Annotated in this window: 22 protein-coding genes and 1 other RNA gene; 17 read left to right on the forward strand and 6 right to left on the reverse strand. The window is 53.8% G+C overall.

The features are described from left to right. Positions 1-27: 27 nt before the first annotated feature. Positions 28-432: RNase P RNA component class A (rnpB, locus tag M6D81_RS03125), an RNA gene on the forward strand. Between the two features lie 90 nt (positions 433-522). Here the strand turns inward: rnpB and M6D81_RS03130 are convergent. Continuing rightward, complete coding sequence (locus tag M6D81_RS03130; RefSeq protein ID WP_262675334.1) at positions 523-2,391, reverse strand: S8 family peptidase; 1,869 nt, start codon at positions 2,389-2,391, stop codon at positions 523-525. Between the two features lie 175 nt (positions 2,392-2,566). Between M6D81_RS03130 and M6D81_RS03135 the strand changes: the two genes are divergently transcribed. The 11 genes from M6D81_RS03135 to M6D81_RS03185 all read left to right on the forward strand — a co-directional run bounded on the left by M6D81_RS03135 (position 2,567) and on the right by M6D81_RS03185 (position 17,613). Further along, a complete protein-coding gene (locus M6D81_RS03135) occupies positions 2,567-3,067 on the forward strand; it encodes a YpuI family protein (protein ID WP_262675335.1) in 501 nt (166 codons plus the stop codon). Between the two features lie 54 nt (positions 3,068-3,121). After that, positions 3,122-3,328 carry a DUF1540 domain-containing protein gene (locus M6D81_RS03140; protein ID WP_262675336.1) on the forward strand — a complete coding sequence of 69 codons (207 nt, stop codon included), beginning with the start codon at positions 3,122-3,124 and terminating at the stop codon, positions 3,326-3,328. Between the two features lie 5 nt (positions 3,329-3,333). Next, positions 3,334-3,747 carry a DUF4190 domain-containing protein gene (locus tag M6D81_RS03145; protein WP_262675337.1) on the forward strand — a complete coding sequence of 138 codons (414 nt, stop codon included), beginning with the start codon at positions 3,334-3,336 and terminating at the stop codon, positions 3,745-3,747. 163 nt (positions 3,748-3,910) lie between these two features. Continuing rightward, positions 3,911-4,705, forward strand: a complete 795-nt coding sequence (locus tag M6D81_RS03150) for an ABC transporter ATP-binding protein (protein WP_262675338.1) — start codon at positions 3,911-3,913, stop codon at positions 4,703-4,705. Between the two features lie 11 nt (positions 4,706-4,716). After that, positions 4,717-7,065 (forward strand): alpha/beta hydrolase family protein, encoded by a 2,349-nt coding sequence (locus M6D81_RS03155; RefSeq protein ID WP_262675339.1) that lies wholly within the window; start codon positions 4,717-4,719, stop codon positions 7,063-7,065. Next, a complete protein-coding gene (helD, locus tag M6D81_RS03160; protein WP_262675340.1) occupies positions 7,049-9,370 on the forward strand; it encodes an RNA polymerase recycling motor HelD in 2,322 nt (773 codons plus the stop codon). The genes M6D81_RS03155 and helD overlap by 17 nt, the downstream gene beginning before the upstream one ends. 562 nt (positions 9,371-9,932) lie before the next feature. After that, positions 9,933-11,939, forward strand: a complete 2,007-nt coding sequence (glgB, locus tag M6D81_RS03165) for a 1,4-alpha-glucan branching protein GlgB (protein WP_262675385.1) — start codon at positions 9,933-9,935, stop codon at positions 11,937-11,939. After that, positions 11,857-13,035: a glucose-1-phosphate adenylyltransferase gene (locus M6D81_RS03170; RefSeq protein ID WP_262675341.1), complete on the forward strand. Its 1,179-nt coding sequence runs from the start codon at positions 11,857-11,859 to the stop codon at positions 13,033-13,035. The genes glgB and M6D81_RS03170 overlap by 83 nt, the downstream gene beginning before the upstream one ends. Beyond that, positions 13,032-14,147, forward strand: coding sequence for a glucose-1-phosphate adenylyltransferase subunit GlgD (gene glgD / locus M6D81_RS03175; protein ID WP_262675342.1), 1,116 nt, complete (start codon positions 13,032-13,034; stop codon positions 14,145-14,147). Before M6D81_RS03170 ends, glgD begins: the two co-directional genes overlap by 4 nt. A gap of 56 nt (positions 14,148-14,203) precedes the next feature. Next, a complete protein-coding gene (gene glgA, locus M6D81_RS03180) occupies positions 14,204-15,667 on the forward strand; it encodes a glycogen synthase GlgA (protein WP_262675343.1) in 1,464 nt (487 codons plus the stop codon). After that, on the forward strand, positions 15,649-17,613 hold the full coding sequence (locus M6D81_RS03185) for a glycoside hydrolase family 15 protein (protein ID WP_262675344.1): 1,965 nt from the start codon (positions 15,649-15,651) through the stop codon (positions 17,611-17,613). The genes glgA and M6D81_RS03185 overlap by 19 nt, the downstream gene beginning before the upstream one ends. 20 nt (positions 17,614-17,633) lie before the next feature. Here the strand turns inward: M6D81_RS03185 and M6D81_RS03190 are convergent, their stop codons facing one another. From M6D81_RS03190 to M6D81_RS03210, 5 genes are read right to left on the reverse strand one after another with little or no spacing between them, the layout of a single operon-like run. Next, positions 17,634-18,074: a spore germination protein GerPE gene (locus M6D81_RS03190; RefSeq protein WP_262675345.1), complete on the reverse strand. Its 441-nt coding sequence runs from the start codon at positions 18,072-18,074 to the stop codon at positions 17,634-17,636. Next, the gene (locus tag M6D81_RS03195; RefSeq protein WP_410795683.1) at positions 18,067-18,288 is read right to left on the reverse strand and encodes a spore gernimation protein GerPD; all 222 of its coding nucleotides are present in this window, start codon (positions 18,286-18,288) and stop codon (positions 18,067-18,069) included. The genes M6D81_RS03190 and M6D81_RS03195 overlap by 8 nt, the downstream gene beginning before the upstream one ends. Then, complete coding sequence (gene gerPC / locus M6D81_RS03200; protein ID WP_262675346.1) at positions 18,285-18,977, reverse strand: spore germination protein GerPC; 693 nt, start codon at positions 18,975-18,977, stop codon at positions 18,285-18,287. Before gerPC ends, M6D81_RS03195 begins: the two co-directional genes overlap by 4 nt. A gap of 42 nt (positions 18,978-19,019) precedes the next feature. Continuing rightward, positions 19,020-19,223, reverse strand: coding sequence for a spore germination protein GerPB (locus M6D81_RS03205; RefSeq protein ID WP_262675347.1), 204 nt, complete (start codon positions 19,221-19,223; stop codon positions 19,020-19,022). Continuing rightward, positions 19,220-19,453: a spore germination protein gene (locus M6D81_RS03210; protein WP_262675348.1), complete on the reverse strand. Its 234-nt coding sequence runs from the start codon at positions 19,451-19,453 to the stop codon at positions 19,220-19,222. Before M6D81_RS03210 ends, M6D81_RS03205 begins: the two co-directional genes overlap by 4 nt. Positions 19,454-19,594: 141 nt before the next feature. On the opposite strand from M6D81_RS03210, the gene M6D81_RS03215 reads away from it, so the two are divergent. The 5 genes from M6D81_RS03215 to yidD all read left to right on the forward strand — a co-directional run bounded on the left by M6D81_RS03215 (position 19,595) and on the right by yidD (position 21,357). Further along, positions 19,595-20,029, forward strand: a complete 435-nt coding sequence (locus M6D81_RS03215) for a hypothetical protein (RefSeq protein WP_262675349.1) — start codon at positions 19,595-19,597, stop codon at positions 20,027-20,029. A gap of 106 nt (positions 20,030-20,135) precedes the next feature. Beyond that, a complete protein-coding gene (locus M6D81_RS03220; RefSeq protein WP_262675350.1) occupies positions 20,136-20,336 on the forward strand; it encodes a hypothetical protein in 201 nt (66 codons plus the stop codon). 24 nt (positions 20,337-20,360) lie between these two features. Further along, the gene (locus M6D81_RS03225) at positions 20,361-20,585 is read left to right on the forward strand and encodes a hypothetical protein (protein ID WP_262675351.1); all 225 of its coding nucleotides are present in this window, start codon (positions 20,361-20,363) and stop codon (positions 20,583-20,585) included. A gap of 95 nt (positions 20,586-20,680) precedes the next feature. Continuing rightward, complete coding sequence (locus tag M6D81_RS03230; RefSeq protein WP_262675352.1) at positions 20,681-21,124, forward strand: Fur family transcriptional regulator; 444 nt, start codon at positions 20,681-20,683, stop codon at positions 21,122-21,124. Continuing rightward, positions 21,121-21,357 (forward strand): membrane protein insertion efficiency factor YidD, encoded by a 237-nt coding sequence (gene yidD / locus M6D81_RS03235; protein ID WP_262675353.1) that lies wholly within the window; start codon positions 21,121-21,123, stop codon positions 21,355-21,357. The genes M6D81_RS03230 and yidD overlap by 4 nt, the downstream gene beginning before the upstream one ends. Positions 21,358-21,744 lie beyond the last annotated feature (387 nt).

A 21,744-nucleotide genomic window follows, 5' to 3' on the forward strand; every position in this document is an offset into this window, starting at 1 on the left:
ATCCTAGTATACTGAATTCTGCACCGGAAAGTTTGACAGACAATCGCTGGCAGCCTAGTCGCTGCGAGAGGAAAGTCCGGGCTCCACAGGGCAGGATGCTGGATAACGTCCAGTCAGCGCGAGCTGAAGGATAGTGCCACAGAAATGGACCGCCGATGGCCGGCTACGCCGGCACAGGCAAGGGTGGAACCGTGGTGTAAGAGACCACGAGGAGCATAGGTGACTATGTTCCTGGTAAACCCCATCTGGAGCAAGACCGAGAGGATGCGGCAGCCGCAAGGCTGCAGCCTTAGCCCGAGGCGCGTCCGGGTTGGTTGCTTGAGCCGGTTAGCAATAGCCGGCCTAGATAGATGATTGTCGCTTCATTAGTGGGAGGGTCGTTCCCGTTATACCACCAGAAGTACAGAACCCGGCTTACGGCAAACTTTCCGCAACGGCAACGAACAATAAGCCTTGTGATCTCTTCGCATTGCTGCGAGCAGAACACAAGGCTTTTTTGCGACATTCGCTTGTCGGCACTACTTACGGGGTATGTGCCTTGATGCGCTCCAGGCGACGCTTGACCTGCTGAGGATAAGTTTGAAGCGCGCTTGTATAGCTTGTGGCGGCATGAAGCGCATTGTTCACATCGATCTCGCCATAACCGAAATATTTGTCCTTGCCTGTGTTGCCGAGATCGATCGTGGAAGCTCGCATAATCTCCATAACCTCCGTATTGGTCAACTGCGGATTAAGCGAACGGATCAAGCCGGCGAGCGCAGCGACGTGAGGGCTGGCCATCGACGTGCCTGACAGGGCGGCATATTGCTTGCCTGGATACGTGCTGGCAATCTGGTCGCCGGGCGCCGCCACATCGATATAATCGCCGAAGTTGGAGAAGGAAGCCTTCTGCTTGCTGGAAGTTGTCGCTGCTACGGCGAATACTTCGGGATAAGCAGCAGGATAGCCGGGCCGCTCCGTATTGTCGTTGCCGCTGGCCGCGATCAGCACAACGTCGTGCTCGTACGCGTATTTGACGGCGTCGTGAAGGAAGTCCGCTTGCGCATAATTGCCAAGGCTCATATTGATCACCTTGGCGCCGTGATCGACTGCCCATATAATGCCTTGCGCGACGGAATATGCAGAGCCCGCACCGCTGCCGTCAAGCACCTTCACCGGCATAATCTTGTTGTACCAAGATACGCCTGCGACTCCTTCGTTATTGTTCACAGAGGCGCCGATGATGCCCGCTACATGCGTACCGTGCCCCACATCGTCTTCGGGCGCCGCATTGGCGCTCACGATGTTCACGCCTTGAACGAGACGGCCGCGCAAGTCGGGATGGCTGCTTTCGACTCCGGTATCCAGGACGGCAATTATGACGCCTTCATCTCCCTTGGACAACTGCCAGCCCTTCTCGGCCTCGATGGACGGCAGATTCCATTGATGACGAGAATACAACACGTCATTGGGAACGATCGGAGCGGCTGCATTCCCCAAGTCCTCTTGATTCGTCAGATACAAATAATGGGGTTCCACATATTTGGGATTCCAGTTTGTTTTGAAATAATGCATCAGCTGTTTCGTTTCAAGCTGGTCCGAACGGAACACATAGGCATGTCCGATTTGGCCGATTCGATCTGCCGATTGCGCGTGAATGTCCGCTTTAATCCGATTCAATTCGTCGGGAGTGACCGGACCGGAGAAGTGCACGATAACATCCCGAATGTAGTAATGGCTTGCATTGCCATTGTCTTCGCCGGATCGGACGGTAATGTCCTTGGTTGTATTCGGCTGTACGGATTCTACATGGAATTTTCCTTCCGCGGGATAAGGAATGATGCGCAAATTCTGCTTCTGATGGCGTTCAACCGACTTGACGATATTGGCATTCAACACAGTAACGATATATTGTTGATCGCTCGTTCCGGGCACGCCAATCACGACATACCGGTTGCCGTCGCTGCTCTCGACTGCAGGTGATTCATAATCCATGCCGGTACCGGACTTCTTCTTCGCTTCCGAGACGTACTTGGCAATCAGGCGCTGCTGATCCGCCGGAATATGTCCTTGCTTGATGTCTTCCTGCCGGCTCGTCCAGTCGACGTATGCCAAGTGGGGGTGATGTTCCATCAAGCTTTTCACGCCCGTGGCAAGATTGCCGTTTTTTCCGTCATTCGACTGGATCAGTCTTATCAGATCTTGCTTGGTCTCCGCAGCCATCAGCGCCGACGTTGCGCTCATGTCGTTCTGAAGAGCGGTCAGCTTCATCTTCTGCTCTTTCGCAGCGGAGTGTGGCGCCGTCTCGGGAGCCTTGTGCTCAGTGCGCGGAAGCACGCTTGGCAATACGGGAATGAGCAGCGCCACGACGGCAATCATCGTGAATGCGGCAATCCATCTTGATGTACGCATATTGTTTTCCTCCTGAGGTCGTTGATGTTACAATAGAACTAACTTTAGATTCCGATCTTGCGTGTGAAATTATGCGGGGAAATGGAAAACGCCTGTACCGTTTCTATGGAATTTGTGGTACGATGTTGATGTTTATAGTTTTTTTCGTTTGGAAAATGAAAGGGGATCTACCATCATGCCATCCACTAATGTAAAACCATTAACTGAATCCGCACGTTTAAAGCTTAAAGAAGCAATTACCCAGTTGGAGCCGTTCCTGAACAATCATACGATTGCCGGCCTGGTTGGTGACGATGCAGGGGAAGACGCAGAGCTGTTCTACAAAGGCTTGCTGTCGGATTTAAGACATTTGCTTGTTTTTTCCGAAGTTGCCGTTGAGAAGCTGGGTGTGCTGCTGAGAAGGCCCAACTTCGATAATGAGAATGCAGAACGTGTATTGTATGAGGTGTATCACTACTGCGTCAACGCATTTTTCTATCCCAAAAATGAATGCTATTCCGAAGACGGCCGCTATGCGTACACAGGTCAGGATGCCATTCGATTCAGATACAAGCCGAACCGCGAATCCCGTACAGTCGTGCTCGGCGTATCCAAGCTTTATGAGGAGCTAAGGGATGAGCTGGCTTATTATGAAAGCGAGTATATGACGCATCGCCGTATGCAGGGACAAAAATAAGGCAGAATGAATCACTTCCGCTGGAGAGACACTGTATAGCGGAGGTGATTTTTTATGCCGAAGGGCGTAAACTGCAGTGTTGCCAATTGCAGCTTTTGGAAGGAAGGCAACCTTTGCAATGCGGATGAAATCAAAATCGAAATTGATGCTCATTCATCCTACAATGAAGAGTTCGCGTCAGACAAACTAGGCCTGCTTCATCAAGATCAAGCCTTGCAATCGGCTGCCACTTGCTGCCACACCTTCAAGCCGAAGGAGTGATGACAGTGGAAAACAAACAAGCGGGCAAAAAAGAAGAGGTCGAACCCGATCATTCTGGCGGACTGGTGCCGAATGAGTCGCTGCCGAACGGTGCCATGAGCTTCAAAGAAGAGATGGGGGCTGATTTCGCATATGGCATGCCGGTCAGCAAGCCTTCGGAGAAGTTCCGCTACGAAGAGGAAAGCGTTCATTCGGAGGCGGATTCCGGAGCATTTGCCTTAGGCTGGATTGCACTCGTCTTTTCTATTGCTTCATTGTTTCTGTGGCCGGTTCTGTTGGCTCCTACCGCGATGATTTTGGGCTATATGGCTTACAAGCAGGGAGCCAGAGGCTTGGGCGGATGGTCAGTAGCCATTGGACTGTTGGTACTCGCCATTCATTTCATCATTACTCCGATTTATTACGCACTCGTCGGTTGATCATGTAAACACGGTACGACAGCGGGAAGCTTCTCTTATCCATACAGAGAAGCTTCTCTCTTGCTTTCGATTGGCCTGAATTAGGTGATTAGGTGTATGATAGAGTTGATTGCCTGTAAAGGGCAGGAATTAACGGGGAGAAATAGCAGGGAGGGGATTGCGTATGATTATACAAATTCGCGATGTCATATGGGAGCGAGGAAGCAGAACGATATTGAAGGGATTGAACTGGACCGTACAAAGGGGAGAGCATTGGTGTATTCTAGGCTTGAACGGCTCCGGGAAAACATCGCTTCTCAATATGATCAACGGATACATATGGCCGACTTCAGGCAGCATCACCGTGCTGGATCGCAAATTCGGGGAGTATGATTTGCGCGAGCTTCGCAAACGAATTGGATGGGTCAGCTCTTCTATGGGCATGCGGTTGTACGGCAGCGATTCTGCACTGAAAATTGTATTAAGCGGAAAGGATGCCACGATCGGCATATATGATGAACCTCTGCAAGAGGATGTGGCCTATGCCGAGCATCTGCTGGAGCAGTTGGGCTGCAGTCATCTGGCAGACTGCGCTTATGAGACGCTGTCGCAAGGGGAGCGTCAGCGCATTGTTATCGCCAGAGCGCTTATGACAAAGCCGGATCTGCTCATTCTGGACGAGCCATGCTCCGGATTGGATGTGTTCGCTCGCGAGCAGTTGCTTGCCATTGTGCAATCGATTGCGAAGCAGGAGAACGGACCCGCATTAATATATGTTACGCATCATGTGGAAGAGATTCTGCCTTGCTTCTCCAAGTCGCTGCTGATGAAGGACGGTGAAGCATTTGCTCAAGGCGCGACTTCATCGCTGTTGACCTCATCGCAGATGAGCGACTTCTTCGGCGTACCGGTAGAGGTGGCGCAACAGAGCGAACGGTATTGGCTTACGGTGAAAGGGGAAGAATGGACGCACATATAGAGGAACCCGGGATGTGGAGAAGACTGGGCCGCTGGCTGTCCCGTCGATACGAGATTCGGCTTGCCCGGGATGGCCGCTTGTCGGCGGCCGCTGCGGGCAGTCTTGTGTTATTCGGCACAATCGCCATAGCCGTCAGCGTTCCGGGGATGCCTACTGGTCTTGGCTTGTGGGCGGATATGCTGCTTATGCTGATGTTGCACTCCGTCATGATGTGGGCTGTCTGCTACGGATTGACTTATATTCTTTCTTTGCTTTATTTACCTTTGCCAAGAAGGCTTGCGGCGTTATATATCTATGTTGCGCTGGAAGCTTATATCATTTTTTATTACATCGAGTGGGGATTCATCCTCTCGTTGTCATTCGCGATCGCTTATGCTTCCGCAGCATTGATCGCCGGCATGCTGGCAACCGCGGTGATTCGCTTGCGCCGTTCGCGCATGATGCGATGGGGAGCGGCGGCAGGGGCGGCAGTCCTGTTGGGATCTTCAGCGGCTATAGCGGCTTGGTCGCCGAGTGACGCTGCGCCTCCGCGTATGCTGATGGATGCCGAAGCGGCAGACGCAGAGGCGTCGGCGGCAAGCGCAGCCGGCATCATCCCTGTCGCAGCCGAAGATCCGTCAGCGACGGGAGAGCATGAAGTAGTCAGCTTAAGCTATGGAAGCGGGAGAGATAAGCACAGGAAGCGGTTCGGCAGTGAAGTCGGCAAGATTTCCGAGCCGGTGGACGCTTCATCGATTATTACGAAGTGGCCCAAGACGAAAGAATGGTTCTGGGGATTCGACCCGCATGAGCTGCCGATTAACGGAACGGTATGGATGCCGAAGGAGAACGGGAAATTCCCGCTCGTACTGATCGTGCACGGCAATCATCTGATGGAGCACTTCTCCGACGAGGGCTACGCGTATCTCGGTGAGTTGCTTGCGAGCCGCGGAATGATCGTGGCGTCCGTCGATGCCAATTTCTTGAATTATTCCGTCTGGTCCGGCATACCTAATGATGATATGAAGGCAAGAGCGTGGCTGATGCTTCAGCATCTGCGGCAATTCCTTCAATGGGATGAATCGGGGGATGACGTATTCGCCGGCAAGATTGATTGGGACAATGTAGCTATGATCGGGCATTCCAGAGGCGGGCAAGCGGTTGCCATGGCTGCGGATCGGGAGAGATGGTTCACGAATGACGACTCCTTGAGGCTGCTGGAAGGCGTATCGATCAGATCCGTGGTCGCGATAGCGCCAACGGACAAGAGAGTGGATTCCGAATCTGCGAGACTTAGCAATGTGAACTACTTGACCATACAAGGAGCCAGAGACGGCGACGTCAATCATTTCTACGGCTCCCGGCAATACAATCGAACCGGCTTCAATGAGCCCGGCTATTTCAAGTCCTCCCTCTACATTGAAGATGCCAACCATAGCAGATTCAACTCCGACTGGGGATCGATGGACGAGAAGTGGCCTGGAGGATTGATGCTGAACGATCGGAATATGTTAAGCGGAGAGGAACAAAGGCAGATAGCCAAGGTGTACATTTCGGCATTTTTGGAGGCAACGCTGCTGGGCAATCAATCGTATATGCCGATATTCCAAGACTATCGGTCGGGTATGGCCTGGCTGCCGGAGACAGGCTATGTCAATCGCTATGAAGGAGCGGACTTTGTCGCCATCGAACGGTTCGAAGGTGCAGACTCCTGTATTGATCATGCCAGCGCTACCGGGATGACCTCCTGGATGAGCAATGCCGCTGTGAACAGGGACGGCGCCAGCAAGGGCACGAACGGGGCGGAGCTGGGATGGAGTGAAGCAGGGGCGGAGTATACATTCCGTCTCGCGCCTGAAGCCGTCCGGCAATTGGAGTCGACGGATGGGGGAAGCCTGATATTCTCCCTGATTAATATGGAGTACGATCTCGTGTCCGGACTTCCGGAGGATGATGAAGTTGAAGCGGGTGAAGATGCGGATCAAGGAAAGTGCTATCCCATGCAGCCCGAGCTGATGAATGAGCTGCCGCCGCTTCCTGACGTAGAGATCGTGCTTGTCATGCGGAACGGCGGAGAATATGCAGTCCGCATGCAGGAGCTGGTGCCGGTTCAGCCTCCTTATTATACGGCGTTCATGAGGCTGCCTTGGCTGGACGACATCGTCAAGGACGAGAAATATGAGCGATCATCGGAAGCCGTATTCCAGACATTCGTGGTGCCGCTGGAGCAATTCTCCGCTGAAGATGACAGCTTCACCGGTCAACTGGCACCCACCGCAATCGAGGAAATTATATTCCGATTCCATTCCGGTCCCGGCAAAATTATGCTGGATGATATTGGATTCCAGCCGCAAGGAGGTACGTATGTCCATTATAGATAAACCAGACGGGCTGCAGCAGGAGCAACGGCGTGTAGAGGAATTGCGTCGACTGATGAAACAGAGAATGGCAATGTTGGAACTGCAGACGGGCGGACTACGAGATGAGATTGTTACAATCCGCCGCCACTTCTGGGACGATGTCACCGTTAACTTCGAGGATGCTGCCGAGACAGCCGAAACCTATGCCAGTATGAAGCAGCAAGCGGAATTGCTGTCCGAGCGTGAGAGGAGCCATCGCGTAGCTGCAGCGCAGCTGAAAACCCTTATACGGCTGATGGATTCTCCCTACTTCGGACGAATCGATATCATAGAGGAAGGCGAAGATCCTGCCGCTGCCGAGCCGGTCTATCTGGGTGTAGGATCGCTGCTGGACGAAAGCGGAGAGAATTATCTTGTCTACGACTGGCGCGCGCCCGTGAGCAGCGTTTACTACGACTATGGCCCGGGTCCGATCCGCTATACGACCCCGGCTGGCACCATTCAAGGCGAGATGACGCTTAAACGCCAATATGTCATTCGCGATGGAACGATAAGAAGCATGTTCGATACGGGTGTCACGATTGGCGACGAGCTGCTGCAAGAGGTGCTGGGCAAGCATTCGGATGCCGCCATGAAGAGCATCGTGGCCACGATTCAGAGGGAGCAGAATCAGATTATCCGCAATGAACGAGCAAGGCTGCTCATCGTGCAGGGAGCCGCAGGCAGCGGCAAGACGTCTGCAGCCCTGCAGCGGGTTGCCTACTTGCTATACCGTTACCGAGATACGCTTAGCGCGGAGCAGATTTTGCTGTTCTCTCCCAATCCTATGTTCAACAGTTACATTGCGACTGTACTGCCGGAGCTTGGCGAGCAGAATATGGGACAAACGACTTATCAGCAATATTTGGAACATCGGCTGGGCGGTGCCTTCCGACTTGAAGATCAGTATGACAGCATGGAGTATAAGCTGACGGCCGAGCGCGACCGCAAGTACGATCAGCGAATGGCGGGAATGGCTTATAAATCCGACATCACCTTCATGCACATCATCGATGCCTATGCGGAGGAGTTGAAGGTGCAGGGCTTGCGCTTCAGACCATTGAAATTCCGCGGGAGAGTGCTGATCGGCGAGGAGGCAATGCGAGAGCGCTTCTACGGAATGGATAGCGGCATATCCATTCCGAACCGGCTGCGAATGTTGTCGGAATGGCTGCTGAAGGAGCTGACCGGGCTTGGCAAGCTGGAGCGGAAGAGAAGCTGGGTGGAGGACGAGATGGAGCTGCTTGACAATGACGAGTACATCCAAGCATTCCAGGAGCTGAGAGGCAAGAACAAATTCCACGAAGCATCGTTCGATGACGCCGATTCGGAACGGGATTATCTCGCCGCCCGAATCGTTCAGCGAAAATTCAAGCCGCTCCGCATGCGCGTGAAACGGTTGAAATTTATCGATGTGCCCGCCATGTACAAGGGGCTGTTCAACCGAAGCCATGGAGGTGCTGAGCTTCCTGAGCAATGGGATTCTATTGCGCAGTGGACGCTCGCGCGTCTCGATGAAGGCATGATGCCTTATGAAGACGCTACGCCGTATTTGTACTTCCTGGAGAAGCTGGAGGGCTTCCATACCAATACGAAAATTAAGCATGTGCTGATCGATGAAGCGCAGGATTACTCGCTGTTCCAATTCCATTACTTGAAGAGATTATTCCCGGGTGCGAAGATGACCGTGCTCGGGGACAGCAATCAGACGATATTCGCCCACGCATCGTCCGGCGAAGGCTTCCATCGGCTGAGCGGCCTGTTCGGCGAGGAGCATACCGAGACGATAACGCTGACGCGCAGCTACAGATCGACGCAGGAGATTATCCAATTCACCGCCGGCATGCTGCCTGCCGGACATCGGATTGAGCCCTTCAACCGGAGCGGCAAGGAGCCGGTTGTGACAGGTGTAAGCGATGAAGCCGCGAACACAGATGCGCTGCGGCATAAGCTTGCCGAGCTGGAGAGAAGCGGATATCGCTCCGTAGCCGTTATTTGCAAGTCTGCAGAAGAGAGTAGAGACGTCTACGACAGAATGAAGCAGTCCTGTCCGCAATTGCGGCTGATCGGTTCGGATACGGCCACCTTCGAACAAGGCCAGGTGGTAATCCCGTCTTATTTGGCGAAAGGCGTCGAATTCGACGCGGTTGTCATCAGCGACGCTTCCAGCCGGCAATACAGTGCGGAGAGCGAACGGAAGCTGTTCTATACCGCTTGCACCAGAGCGATGCATGAGCTTCATATTCTGTACCGCGGCGAGCTAACCCCTTTCATCCAGAGGGGATGATGGCTTGCCTGTAACCGGCCATATATCATGAACATGAACGGAAAAGCCCCGAGGCGATCAGCTCAGCTGTAAGCCTTCGGGGCTTTTTGACATGGCGCTGAAAAGGAGCGTTCGCAGCTTGGAGATCGTCTGAATGGAGATCATGCGTTTACATGGAATTCATATAAAGATTTAAAGAATTAGACTTTCCCGCTGTTGTGGGCCTTACGGGCACCATCACCCCCATATCGAGCCGAAAATCGCGGATATCAGAGGTTTAGCCCGCTTTATTCCATAACAAAATCGCGCTAAGATGGACACATGCAAGGCGCTGTCATTGCTGCCGGCTGTAAAGGACATCATGGACGGACAAACGAGAGGACACGAAATGGGAATCGGCTCAATCGCGTCATGAAAATGGGATAATCGACAATGTTGACGCATGACGTCGAAAAGTGAGGTAATATGACACAAGATACAATAAAAGTCCTATTTCTTGAAAATTAACTGGTCTTTTTCAAAGATTTACGTATAATAGTGTTAACAACTCTTCCATGGAGGTGAGATTTCAGTGATTGAAACGATGCCTAGCGGTATTTCCAGGGAAGATATTTATTTATTCAACAGAGGGGAGTCTCATCACAGCTACCGGTTCATGGGTGCACATCCCATCGATTCAGCGGAAGGATCGGGTGTCCGCTTCGCGGTATGGGCGCCAGAGGCTTCGGAGGCGAGGGTGATCGGTTCGTTCAACGATTGGAATGGCGAAGCTCATCGCATGGAGCGGCTCGGAACGACGGGTGTGCATGTATTGTTTGTCCCTCGACTGCGCGTCGGGGAGCTCTACAAATACGAGTTCCTCACAAGCGATGGAGCCACAATCCGCAAGAGCGATCCCTATGCCTTCCAATCGGAGCTGCGGCCCGGTACTGCCTCGGTAGTAGCCGATCCCAATGAGTACTCATGGAGCGACGGGCAATGGTATGAAGAGAGAAGCAGGAAGCAGCCTTATACCAGTCCGCTCCTCATCTACGAGACACATCCGGGCTCGTGGAAAATTAAAGGAAAGGAGCTGTTCTACTCTTACGAGGAACTGGCCGACGATCTGATTCCGTATGCGGTACATATGGGCTATACCCATATCGAACTGCTGCCCCTGGCGGAGCATCCGCTTGATCAGTCATGGGGGTATCAGATTACCGGCTTCTACAGTCCGACTGCTCGTTACGGCAACCCCCGCGGGCTTATGGTGTTCGTCAACAGCTGCCATCGCAACGGACTGGGCGTCATTATGGACTGGGTGCCGGGGCACTTCTGCAAGGACGACCACGGCCTTCGGATGTTTGACGGCTCACCGCTCTATGAGGGAGCGGATGCCCGCAGAGCGGAGCTGCCGCTCTGGGGCACCTTGGCCTTCGATTTCTCGCGCAGCGAGGTTGTAAGCTTTCTAATCTCCAATGCGATCTACTGGATGGACAGATTTCATATCGACGGCTTGCGTGTAGATGCCGTCGCCAACATGATTAACCTTCATATGGACAGGTCTCCCGACTGTTTCACCTTCAACGAACTGGGCGGCAGGGACAATCTGGACGCGCTCCGCTTCCTGAAGAAGCTCAATGAAACGGTATTTCATTATTACCCCAATGCACTTATGCTGGCGGAGGATTCCTCCGCATGGCCCGCTGTTACTTCTCCGACCTACTTGGGCGGCCTCGGCTTCAACTTCAAGTGGAATATGGGCTGGATGAACGATATGCTCCGCTATATGGAGCTGCAGCCTGAACACCGCAGACATCATCATCATTTGATTACATTCTCGCTATGCTATGCTTTTTCCGAAAACTATATATTGCCCCTCTCCCATGACGAAGTTGTGCACGGGAAGCGTTCGCTACTGAACAAAATGCCCGGGACGTACGAGGAAAAATTCGCCCAGCTCAGACTGTTCTACGGCTATTGGATGACGCATCCCGGAAAAAAGCTGTTGTTCATGGGAGGCGAGTGGGGGCAATTCGACGAATGGAAGGACGGCGATATGCTGGACTGGATGCTCCTGGACTACGATTCCCATCGTTCGATGCACGATTATGTCCGCAAGCTCAATGCGCTGTACCGCGGACAGCCCTCGCTGTGGGAGCGGGACAGGGAGCCGGAATGTTTTCAATGGATTGACGTTCATAATGCCGAGCAATCGATCATATCCTTTATTCGTTGTGGTTTCTCTGACTTTGCAGTAATTGTGGCGAATTTCTCAAGAGAGGAGTACTGCAATTACCGGATCGGCGTTCCAAAGCATGGCTTGTACCGTATTCTATTGAACAGCAATGAACGCCAGTTTGGTGGTACGGACACACTTCAGCAGCGGTGCTGCAGCAGTGAGAAGACAGCATGGCACGGTCGCGATCAGAGTATTTCACTTCAGTTGCCCCCATTCACCTTTATGCTTCTTACCTACGATGGGGGACACATCTTAAACAACCTCTTACAAGAAGGAGTTGGTGTCCATGAGCCGCAAAGAAATGATAGCAATGCTGCTGGCAGGAGGAGAGGGAAAAAGACTAGGCGTGCTGACAAAGGATCTGGCTAAACCGGCAGTCTATTTCGGAGGGAAGTACCGCATTATCGACTTTGCGCTAAGCAACTGTGCCCATTCCGGCATTGATACGGTTGGAGTGCTGACGCAGTATCAGCCGCTTGAGCTGAATCGTTATCTGGGCATCGGAAGCCCGTGGGGACTGGACCGCCGCGACGGCGGCATGACCGTATTGCCGCCTTACGTCAAGCAGAAGGGCGGCGTCTGGTATAAGGGAACGGCCAATGCAATCTATCAGAATATGGGCTTTATTGAACGCTACAATCCGGAGTATGTGCTTATTATTTCCGGCGACCATATTTACAAGATGGATTACGATATGATGCTTCAGCATCATAAGCGATCCGGCGCGGATGTGACGATCGCCGGAATCGGAGTTCCATGGCGAGAAGCCAGCCGCTTCGGCGTCATGCATGTCGACGACGAGGATCGGATAACCGCATTCGAAGAGAAGCCGAAAATCCCTTCCAGCAACATCGCTTCCATGGGCGTATACATTTTCTCCTGGCAGGCGCTGCAAAGGTATCTGATCTATGACGAAGTGAGCCGCACTTCCAGCCACGACTTCGGCAAGGACGTCATTCCGGCAATGATGCGGGACGGACTGCGCATGCATTGCTATCCATTCAAGGGCTATTGGAAGGATGTCGGAACGATAGAAAGCTTGTGGGAAGCGAACATGGACTTGCTGGAGGAGAAGCCGCCGCTTGAGCTGTCTGACCCGGAATGGCGCATCTATTCCGTCAGCGCCAACAAGCCTGCCCAGTATATCGGGAGGAACGCCATGCTGAATGCGTCTCTGCTGTCGGAAGGGTGCATCGTGGAAGGCCATGTCGACCGTTCCGTGCTGTTCTTCGGCGTGCAGGCGGAGGAAGGCAGCCTGATCAAGGAGTCTGTCATTATGCCGAACGTGAGAATCGGCTCCGGGGCACGAATCTATCGTGCGATTATTGGCGAAGGGGCTGTCATAGAAGCGGGAGCGACAATCGGCCATCCCGATGACGACGCCATAACGGTTGTGGCCGTTGAGCAGTGCGTTCGAAGCCATGATCAAGATCACGACGTGCTGCAGGAGGTTGAAAATCTATGAAAATGAATTTGCTTGGCGTAATTAACCTAATACACGAAAACGACGAGCTGGAGCATCTGACCCAAAGCCGCTGTCTCGCTACAGTGCCGTTCGGGGCTAGATACAGACTGATTGACTTTGTATTGTCCAGCATGGTCAATTCCGGCATATCCAAAGTCGGTGTATTCGCTCATAAAAAATATCGCTCGTTAATGGATCATATGGGCAATGGAAAAAACTGGGATCTTCAACAGCATCGGCATAGCGGCTTGTTCATTTTGCCCCCCGCAACGGATGATATACAGGAGCTGAGCCGGGGAGATCTGTATCACTTCTACCAGCATCGAGATTTCTTCAATCGCTCGCCACACGATTATGTCGTCATTACACGCAGCTATATGGTGTGCAATATCGACTTTGACGCTGTGCTCCGATTCCATCAGCAGAAAGGGGCGGATATTACTGTCGTCTGCAAGCAGCACGATCAGCCGCTTCCCGGCAAGGCCCGGAAGGTTCGCATGGATGGAGATGGCCGGATCAATGCGATGCAGGATCATTACGGCCGCATGATCAGCGACGTCAGCTCGATGGAGATGTATGTTATGCGGCGGGATAAGCTGATGGAGCTGGTGGAGACCTCGCTGGCGCAAGGGCAGGACCATCTCGTCCGGCACGCCATCTTCTCCAGGCTTGACGAGCTGAACGTATACGGCTACTGTTATGACGGCTACCTGGGGGTCGTCAATACGCTGTCCAGCTTCTATACGCATAACCGGAATCTGTTGCGGTCGGACGTGTGGCGGGAGTTATTCTTCCAGCCTGGCCCCATCTTCACGAAGGTGAAGGACGAACCGCCGGCACGTTACGAAGCGGGCTCCAAGGTTACCGGTTCGCTGGTTGCCAACGGCTGCAGAATTGAAGGCACCGTTGTGAACAGCATATTGTTCCGGGGGGTACACGTGGAGCGCGGTGCGGTGGTGAAGGACAGCATCGTCATGCAGAATGGCCGGATCGGGCGCGACAGCTGTGTGCATAACAGCATTCTGGATAAGGATGTGTGTGTGGAAGCGGGACGGGACATCAGGGGAGTGGGGACGTCGCCATTCGTGGCGGGTAAGAAAAAAATTATTTGACAGGCAGCCTTACAGGATCGCTATAAGACGCTGTAAAGGAATGGAGGAGTAGGGGAATGAACGTATTGTATGCTGCTTCAGAGGCGGTTCCGTTGGCGAAAACAGGAGGACTGGCGGATGTGTCCTATGCGCTGCCGAAGGCGCTTAAGCAAAGGGGAGCGGATGTCAGGCTGATCATGCCCAAATATGAGGAGATTCCGGAGAACTACGCCTCCCGGTTCAGCCGTATTGCGGAATTCAATGTCACCTTCGGCTGGCGCAGTCAGTACTGTGGCTTGCTGATGGCGGAAATCGACGGAATGGTCGTCTATCTGATCGACAACGAGTATTATTTCAAGCGCAGCGGATTGTACGGGTATGACGACGATGCGGAGAGGTTCGTCTTCTTCAGCATGGCTGTCATGGAGGCGGCAAGGTATGCCGGCTTCAAGCCCGATATCGTGCATTGCCACGATTGGCAGACAGCGCTCATCCCGTTCCTGCTTCGCACGAGATATGCATTCGATCCTGCATGGGCTTACGTGAAGTCTCTGTTCACCATCCATAACCTGAAGTATCAAGGCGTCTTCAATATGGAATTGATCAAGGAGCTGACGGGAGCTGGTGACGATCTGTTCGATTACGACGGACTGGGCTTCTATGGCGATGCCAACTGCATGAAAGCCGGGATCGGCTTCGCCGACAAGCTGACGACGGTCAGTCCGTCATATGCGGAGGAAATTCAGACCGCTTATTACGGCGAGCGGTTGGACCCGCTGCTTGCATACCGGAGAGAGGATCTGACCGGCATCGTTAATGGCATTGACGAGAGCTATTACGATCCCATGAACGATTCCGCTCTCCATACGCCGTATCGCAGCTCCCTGTCCCGCAAGCGCAAAAACAAGCTGGACTTGCAAGCGGAGCTGGCGCTGCCGCAGTCCGCCGATATTCCGATGATCGGCATCGTATCGCGTCTGGTGGAGCAGAAGGGCTTCGATCTGCTCGCCGCGATTATCGACGAGCTGCTGCAGGAGGATGTTCAGCTTGTCGTTCTGGGAGCGGGCGAGCATCGTTACGAGCGCATGTTGGCCGAGGCGGCGGAGCGGTATCCCGACAAGGCGCGATTGTGGCTCGGCTACAGCGACCGGATGGCGCGTCGGATCTACGCAGGGGCCGATATGTTCGCCATGCCTTCCCGCTTCGAGCCGTGCGGCCTGGGCCAGCTTGTAGCGCTGCGCTACCGCTCCGTGCCGATCGTCAGAGAGACGGGCGGGCTGAAGGACACGGTCAGAGACTATGAGGAGGCTGCAGGCTCGGGCAACGGCTTCAGCTTCAGCAACTATAACGCGCATGATTTCCTGTTTACGCTTAAGCGCGCGATCGGACTGTTCCGGGACGAGAAGAAGTGGAAGGAAATCGTGGACAATGGCGCCCGGGAAGACTACAGCTGGAATAGCTCGGCGAAAATGTACATGGATATGTATGAGCAGCTTCTGGCTTACCGAAAGGAGCAGGAGACATGGCCCGTCACCTCGTAATCGGGAACGGAAAGATGCTGCTTAACCTGGATCGGCATTGCTTCATAAGAGATATATACTATCCCTACGTCGGGCAGCTGAACCATGTCGGCGGTCATTATTGCCGCTTCGGCATATGGGTCGAGGGCATATTCTCATGGCTGGATGAGCCGGAGTGGCAGTTCAAGCTGGATTACGTTGAAGATTCGCTCGTGACGAATATTATCGCGAGGAATGACGCCATTGGCATCGAGTTGTATATGAACGACGGCATCCATCAGCGGGAATGCATCTACTTGAAGCGGGTCGTCGTCCGCAATCTGAGGTCTTCGAGACGCGAGGTTCGGCTGTTCTTCCATCAGGATCTGATGATCGACGGCTCCGAGGTGGGAGATACCGCTGTCTACTATCCCGAGAATCATACTCTGTACCATTACAAGCGCTCCAATTATTTCATGTTCAGCGGGATGAGCGACGAAGGCGGCATGATGCAGTACTCGACCGGCATCAAGCGGTTCCAATCCGCCGAAGGCACTTGGCGCGATGCGGAGGACGGCATCCTGATGGGCAATTCCATCGCTCAAGGCTCAGTGGACAGCACGATCAGCTTCCGTACGTTCGTCGAGCCGGGCGGGGAGAAGAGCTTCTTCTACTGGATGTCGATCGGCCGCAATCTGGAGGAAGTCAAGGCGCTGGAGCAGTATGTCCAGGACAATCATCCGGAGAAGCTGCTCAGCCGGATCGTCGTCTATTGGAAGCATTGGCTAGGGAGAGCGGAATCAGATCTGGGCAATCTGCCGCCGGAAGTCGTGCGCCTGTTCAAGATCAGTCTGCTCATGGTGCGCACCCAGGTGGATGAGCAAGGCGCGATATTGGCTGCGAACGATACCGATATCTTGCAGTATAACCGCGATCACTATAGCTATATGTGGCCGAGGGACGGCGCGCTTATCGCCGACGCGATGTCGCTGGCCGGCTATCAGAGCGTTATCGCTCCGTTCTTTCACTTCTGTGCCGCAGCTCTCGCTCCGGAAGGCTACTTGTACCACAAGTACAATCCTGACGGGACGGTCGGCTCCAGCTGGCATCCCTATATCGTACAGGGAAGCAGGCGCCTGCCGATTCAGGAGGACGAGACGGCGCTCGTATTGTTCGCGTTATGGAGAGATTACGAGCGCAACGGGGTTATCGAATTGCCCCAATCGCTGTATAGCAATCTGATCCGCAAGTCGGCGTCATTCCTGTGCGAGTATATGGAGCCGTCCTTGTCGCTTCCGCGGCCAAGCTACGACTTGTGGGAGGAGCGCTACGGCATATGGACGTATACGACTGCGTCCGTATACGGCGGATTGAAGGCGGCCGCATTCTTCACGGAGCTGTTCGGCGATTATGAGCGAAGCGATCGGTACAAGGAAGCGGCCGAGCGGATCAAGGCGGGCATGTTAACCCATCTGTGGGACGAGGAAGCCGGACGCTTCGCACGCGGCTTGATTCAGAAGGACAACCGCTGGGTGAAGGATATGACGTTGGAGAGCAGCTTGTTCGGCATACTGGAATTCGGTGTGCTGCCGGTAGAGGACGAACGCGTCAAGCGGACGATGGGAGCGATCAAGTCGGGGCTCGGCATCAAGACGGAGGTTGGCGGAATAGCCCGCTATACGAACGATTACTACTTCCAGCAATCGGGCGACATAGACAGAGTGCCGGGCAATCCGTGGATTATATGCACGCTCTGGATGGCGAACTTCGAGATCGAATCCGCCAAGTCGCTGGAGGAGCTGTCCAGGCCGCGGGATACGCTGCAGTGGGTAGCGGATCATGCGCTGGAGAGCGGCGTGCTGCCGGAGCAGCTTCATCCTTATGATGGATCGCCGTTGTCTGTTGCGCCACTTACGTGGTCGCACGCCACCTTCGTGCAGAGCGTATGCAAGTACGCCGCGAAATTCAAGCAGTTGGCCTCGCGTTAGCTGCAAGTCGAAGAGCCTCCTCATTGGCCGGGGAGGCTCTTTCCCGATGCGTTATGGCTGGGGTATTGCCGGATATGCTTAATCTTCGATGTTGCATTGTTGCTCCTGGCATTGCCGGCGAGGAAGCTGGAAGAAGAACCCATCGCCGTCACGCGGACGAAGCCTACCCTGATATCCGGACAGTGATTGATTCTCTCCGTCTGTATAAGCTGACCGGTATCATAAAGCAGATCGATCATATACGGCAGCGGACGATTGAAGATGGAGTAGGCTTCGAAGTAAGCTTCTCCTGCCGTAATGTGGTTCTCCGCCCGCTGCACGGCAAGCGCTCGCAGCAATGCATACGTATCTCCACGATCCCCGAATTGCACGACGGAAGCAGTGGCGGCGCTAATGATGCAGACAGCGCCGATCTTGGCCGTTCTGACCGCATATTGCGGACACGGGCAGTATTCACTCATTGACGTTGCCTTCCCTGCTCGTCACGGATTCCTGCCCGGGCTCAGGATATGGGGCAAGCGGCCCGATAACGACGGATTCCGGCGGCGTGTCGAACACAGAGTACAGATTGACGACTTCGGTATCTCCGACCTGCAGCATGGATGAGCTGGATACGCCGAATACGTCGATTTCACCTACGGCGAGCGAATGGTTAATCACTTTGAAATGGATCATGTTGCGCCTCCTGACTGTTCATTGTCGTGAATCGATGTAAGCTGGCGCATGTAGGCCTGCATCGCGGTGTCGGCATCCCGCCGCGTCTTCAGGAATATCCGGTCGAGTATCAGATCGGGATATTCCTGTTGCTCATTGCCGCCCCCCGCCCCATTGACCGTACCGTTCCCGTGCTGCTGCAAATAATAGCGAATCCGCGCAGGCATCTGCTTGCGCACATCCTCGATTATGATGCGCCTGTGATGCTGATCAAGCGTTAAGCCGTATTCCTGCTCCAACCGAACAAGCGTCTCATACCCTTCCCTGTTCAAGTAGTCGTTCATACGGGAGGCTATTCTCTGGAACGTGTTGTCCTCGCTTGACGTCTGGGGAACGGAGGAAGGAGCCATCGGGAACTGGCCGGTATGCGATACGGCGAGTTGCTCGATATTGCCGGGCGCTTCGCCTTCTCCCGGAGCGGACATGCCGATATTCAGCGTGCCCTCCAGCTTCTCTACCTTTAATTGATCGAATTTATAATTAATGCTGTCGATATGGTATGTCGGCTTCTCCTCCAGCTCCTTCATCTTGCCAGACAACCGGGACAGCTCATGCTGAAGCCGGTTAATCTGCTCTTGCTGCTCCTTCAGCCGCTGCTGCACGCTGAGAGACCAGGCTTGCCACGGGGACAGCTCGCTTTGTTCTTTCATGCGTCAGACTCCTCTCCGGGGAATGCGCGTTGCCGAGCGGGATCAGGTCGGATTGGGAAGCGGAACGAAGGTGAGCGGATTCTCCTCCTGCAGCTGCGGGGCGGGACCAGTGAACCCGCCCGTATTGTACAGCTGCGATAAGGAACGGATGGAGCCTGCGCTTCCCACTTGGACGACGGAGCTGTTCGCGACGCTGTCTACCTTGAATTGATGAATCGTAATCTGCTGATGAATCGTCCAATTCATATGAGATTCGCCCCGTTCGGCACATTGGTGTTGTCTTGCAGATCCGGATCAAGCGAATTCGTCGCGCTGACGGCATTGTTGGAATTGGTCAGGCTTCCGGTCAGGAAGGAGCCTGAACCCGCATATGTTTTGGAGTTGCTGGACGGGGATATTTGCAATGTATCGCCGAATTGCACGATGGAGCCTGAACCTACGCTTACGACTTTCACGAACCCGACGACTGCCGGCATTTCAATCACCCTTTATGAAATCTGTTTGTTACATCGTATGCGGCATTCGCCCAGACGTTACCCGGATGCCCAGTATCCCGCCTATAGGCGTATGCATAGACTGAAGAGAGTGCATACAGAGGAAGGGAGGAGCTTGAAGCGATGACGTCCAAGTGGGATGACCTGGAACGCTGGATGGAAGGCCAGCAGTTGCCGAAAGGGTTTGAAATTTTTCGAGAGCCCGACTGGGTTGAGAACTTCGTTCGCAAAATGATGACGAAGGCGCTGCCGGAAGCGGCCGGACTGCTCGGAAGCTCCTCTTCAACCTCCGCCGAGTTCTCGGAAACGAAACAGTATCTTCAAGTGAAGTATCGTCTTCCAACCGGTTATGACCGCTATGCGATATCGCTGCATGTACGGGAGGACCGCGTACGGGTTGACGGGCTTCCAAGCGGCAAGCATGAAGTGATCAAGCTGCCGAAGCTGGTCAAGCCGCGCATATGCCGCGCAGTCGTGAGAGGCGGAATTCTGCTTGTGAAGCTTCGCAAGCGCCAGCGGCTTCATCGTTATCACGAGCACGGCATTCAGTGGGAATAACACGCAATTGTCACGAATTAGACCGGGATACGGCTGGATAATGAAGGGACAATCCCTTATAATAGAATCGCATAACAATTCATCGGTTGAAGAGGGAGTGTCGTCCGTGTCGTTGGTAGATGTAAGCGATGTACCCGCATCGCTCTTTATATTAGGGGTCGTGTTCTTGTTGCTCATATTCGGATTGCTCAGCTTAGGCATACTTCGCATGTTTCAGCAGAAGTTCCGTGCGGGCTGGTATTGTTTTGGCGGGGCGCTGATCAGTTTTACCGGATTCATGTTCGTACTGAACAAATGGTATCTTTAACGTTTAATTGACGGGGGTATAAGCTTGAATTTAACGCTTATCTGGTTTTTGCTCAACATTCTGTTTGTGACTTCGGCTATCGTATTTCTGTTCCAGCACCGGAATTACGCCCAGGCGAAGCAGCAGCACTCGGATGCTGCGAGACTCGGGTCGCTCGCCAGAAGGCGAACGGTGTCGGCGGTTATTGCGATCGCCATGTTCATTGCCATGTCGGCGAGTTTTATTTTGAATATGAAGATAAACGGATGACGGCTCTCATTGACGAGAGTCTTTTTTTTCGGCATGATGGGTAGTAAGGATAATGAATCAGGAAATGAGACACTAACAGGTTCGGAGGATACAGCATGCACACAGTTGAGGAAATTGTCGGCCGGATGTCGAGCCAGGGACTGCGGGTCACCGATCAAAGAAGAACGCTGGCGAAGCTGTTCGCGGATACGCCGGGTTATCTGGCTCCCAAGGATGTCTATGAATTTATGGGCAAAACGTATTCCGGGCTGAGCTTCGATACCGTATACCGCAATCTGCGCGTGTTGGAGGAGCTGGGTGTTCTGGAGCAGGTGATGTTCGAGGACGGAGTGAAGTTCAAGCTGCATTGCAGCGAGCACCATCACCATCACCATCTGATCTGCCTGCAATGCGGACTTACACATCCTATCGTCTTCTGTCCGATGGAGCAGACTGCCGTGCCGGACGACTTCAAAGTTGTGAAGCATAAATTCGAGGTGTTCGGTTACTGCAAGGCTTGCAGCAGCGAGGAGGAAGCGAAGGGAGAGGACGAACAGTGAGCCGGGGGCGCGTGGGCCGTATCGTGCTGCAGGCCCCTATCCGCTTCTACCGCAAGGTCATATCCCCTTTAAAGCCTCCGACATGCCGCTTCTATCCCTCTTGCTCCATATATGCGCTGGAGGCGATCGAGAAGCATGGCGCGGCGAAGGGGAGCTGGCTTGCGGCCAAACGGATTGCCCGCTGCCACCCCTTTCATCCTGGCGGCTTCGATCCCGTGCCCGACAAGGAATAGCCGCTTTTCAGTGCCGCTTGACAACGGGACGGATTTTTCGGTATATTTTACCCATATGCATTGCCGATGAAGGGATGAGTAAGGCGAACGTACCATTGCAGAGAGCCGGTCGGGACGGTGGAAGCCGGCATGGGAAGTCGCGTGAAGATGGTCTTGGAGGCACCGCTCTCGAGCTGTCCGCCTAACGCGGAAGTAAGGGGACGGCGCATGGCCGGCGTTATCGGTCGGATTGCCGGCGGCAACGCCAGGCAGCGTGATGAAGCAATCTTCCGTACGAGGCAACAATGCTTGCCGAGGGAGATTGGAATTTGGGTGGTACCACGTGAGCGCTCGGCTCTCGTCCCATGAGGACGGGAGCTTTTTTTGCATTTCCATGAACAGGAGGAG

It is taken from the genome of Paenibacillus sp. J5C2022 (genome assembly GCF_025567625.1).
Classification (GTDB): domain Bacteria; phylum Bacillota; class Bacilli; order Paenibacillales; family Paenibacillaceae; genus Pristimantibacillus.

Coding starts and splice junctions, on each gene's coding strand:
- M6D81_RS03130 (WP_262675334.1), bottom strand. CDS start 2,391: ATGCGTACATCAAGATGGATTGCCGCATTCACGATGATTGCCGTCGTG.
- M6D81_RS03135 (WP_262675335.1), top strand. CDS start 2,567: ATGCCATCCACTAATGTAAAACCATTAACTGAATCCGCACGTTTAAAG.
- M6D81_RS03140 (WP_262675336.1), top strand. CDS start 3,122: ATGCCGAAGGGCGTAAACTGCAGTGTTGCCAATTGCAGCTTTTGGAAG.
- M6D81_RS03150 (WP_262675338.1), top strand. CDS start 3,911: ATGATTATACAAATTCGCGATGTCATATGGGAGCGAGGAAGCAGAACG.
- M6D81_RS03155 (WP_262675339.1), top strand. CDS start 4,717: ATGTGGAGAAGACTGGGCCGCTGGCTGTCCCGTCGATACGAGATTCGG.
- helD (WP_262675340.1), top strand. CDS start 7,049: ATGTCCATTATAGATAAACCAGACGGGCTGCAGCAGGAGCAACGGCGT.
- glgB (WP_262675385.1), top strand. CDS start 9,933: ATGCCTAGCGGTATTTCCAGGGAAGATATTTATTTATTCAACAGAGGG.
- M6D81_RS03170 (WP_262675341.1), top strand. CDS start 11,857: ATGAGCCGCAAAGAAATGATAGCAATGCTGCTGGCAGGAGGAGAGGGA.
- glgD (WP_262675342.1), top strand. CDS start 13,032: ATGAAAATGAATTTGCTTGGCGTAATTAACCTAATACACGAAAACGAC.
- glgA (WP_262675343.1), top strand. CDS start 14,204: ATGAACGTATTGTATGCTGCTTCAGAGGCGGTTCCGTTGGCGAAAACA.
- M6D81_RS03185 (WP_262675344.1), top strand. CDS start 15,649: ATGGCCCGTCACCTCGTAATCGGGAACGGAAAGATGCTGCTTAACCTG.
- M6D81_RS03190 (WP_262675345.1), bottom strand. CDS start 18,074: ATGAGTGAATACTGCCCGTGTCCGCAATATGCGGTCAGAACGGCCAAG.
- M6D81_RS03195 (WP_410795683.1), bottom strand. CDS start 18,288: ATGATCCATTTCAAAGTGATTAACCATTCGCTCGCCGTAGGTGAAATC.
- gerPC (WP_262675346.1), bottom strand. CDS start 18,977: ATGAAAGAACAAAGCGAGCTGTCCCCGTGGCAAGCCTGGTCTCTCAGC.
- M6D81_RS03205 (WP_262675347.1), bottom strand. CDS start 19,223: ATGAATTGGACGATTCATCAGCAGATTACGATTCATCAATTCAAGGTA.
- M6D81_RS03210 (WP_262675348.1), bottom strand. CDS start 19,453: ATGCCGGCAGTCGTCGGGTTCGTGAAAGTCGTAAGCGTAGGTTCAGGC.
- M6D81_RS03215 (WP_262675349.1), top strand. CDS start 19,595: ATGACGTCCAAGTGGGATGACCTGGAACGCTGGATGGAAGGCCAGCAG.
- M6D81_RS03230 (WP_262675352.1), top strand. CDS start 20,681: ATGCACACAGTTGAGGAAATTGTCGGCCGGATGTCGAGCCAGGGACTG.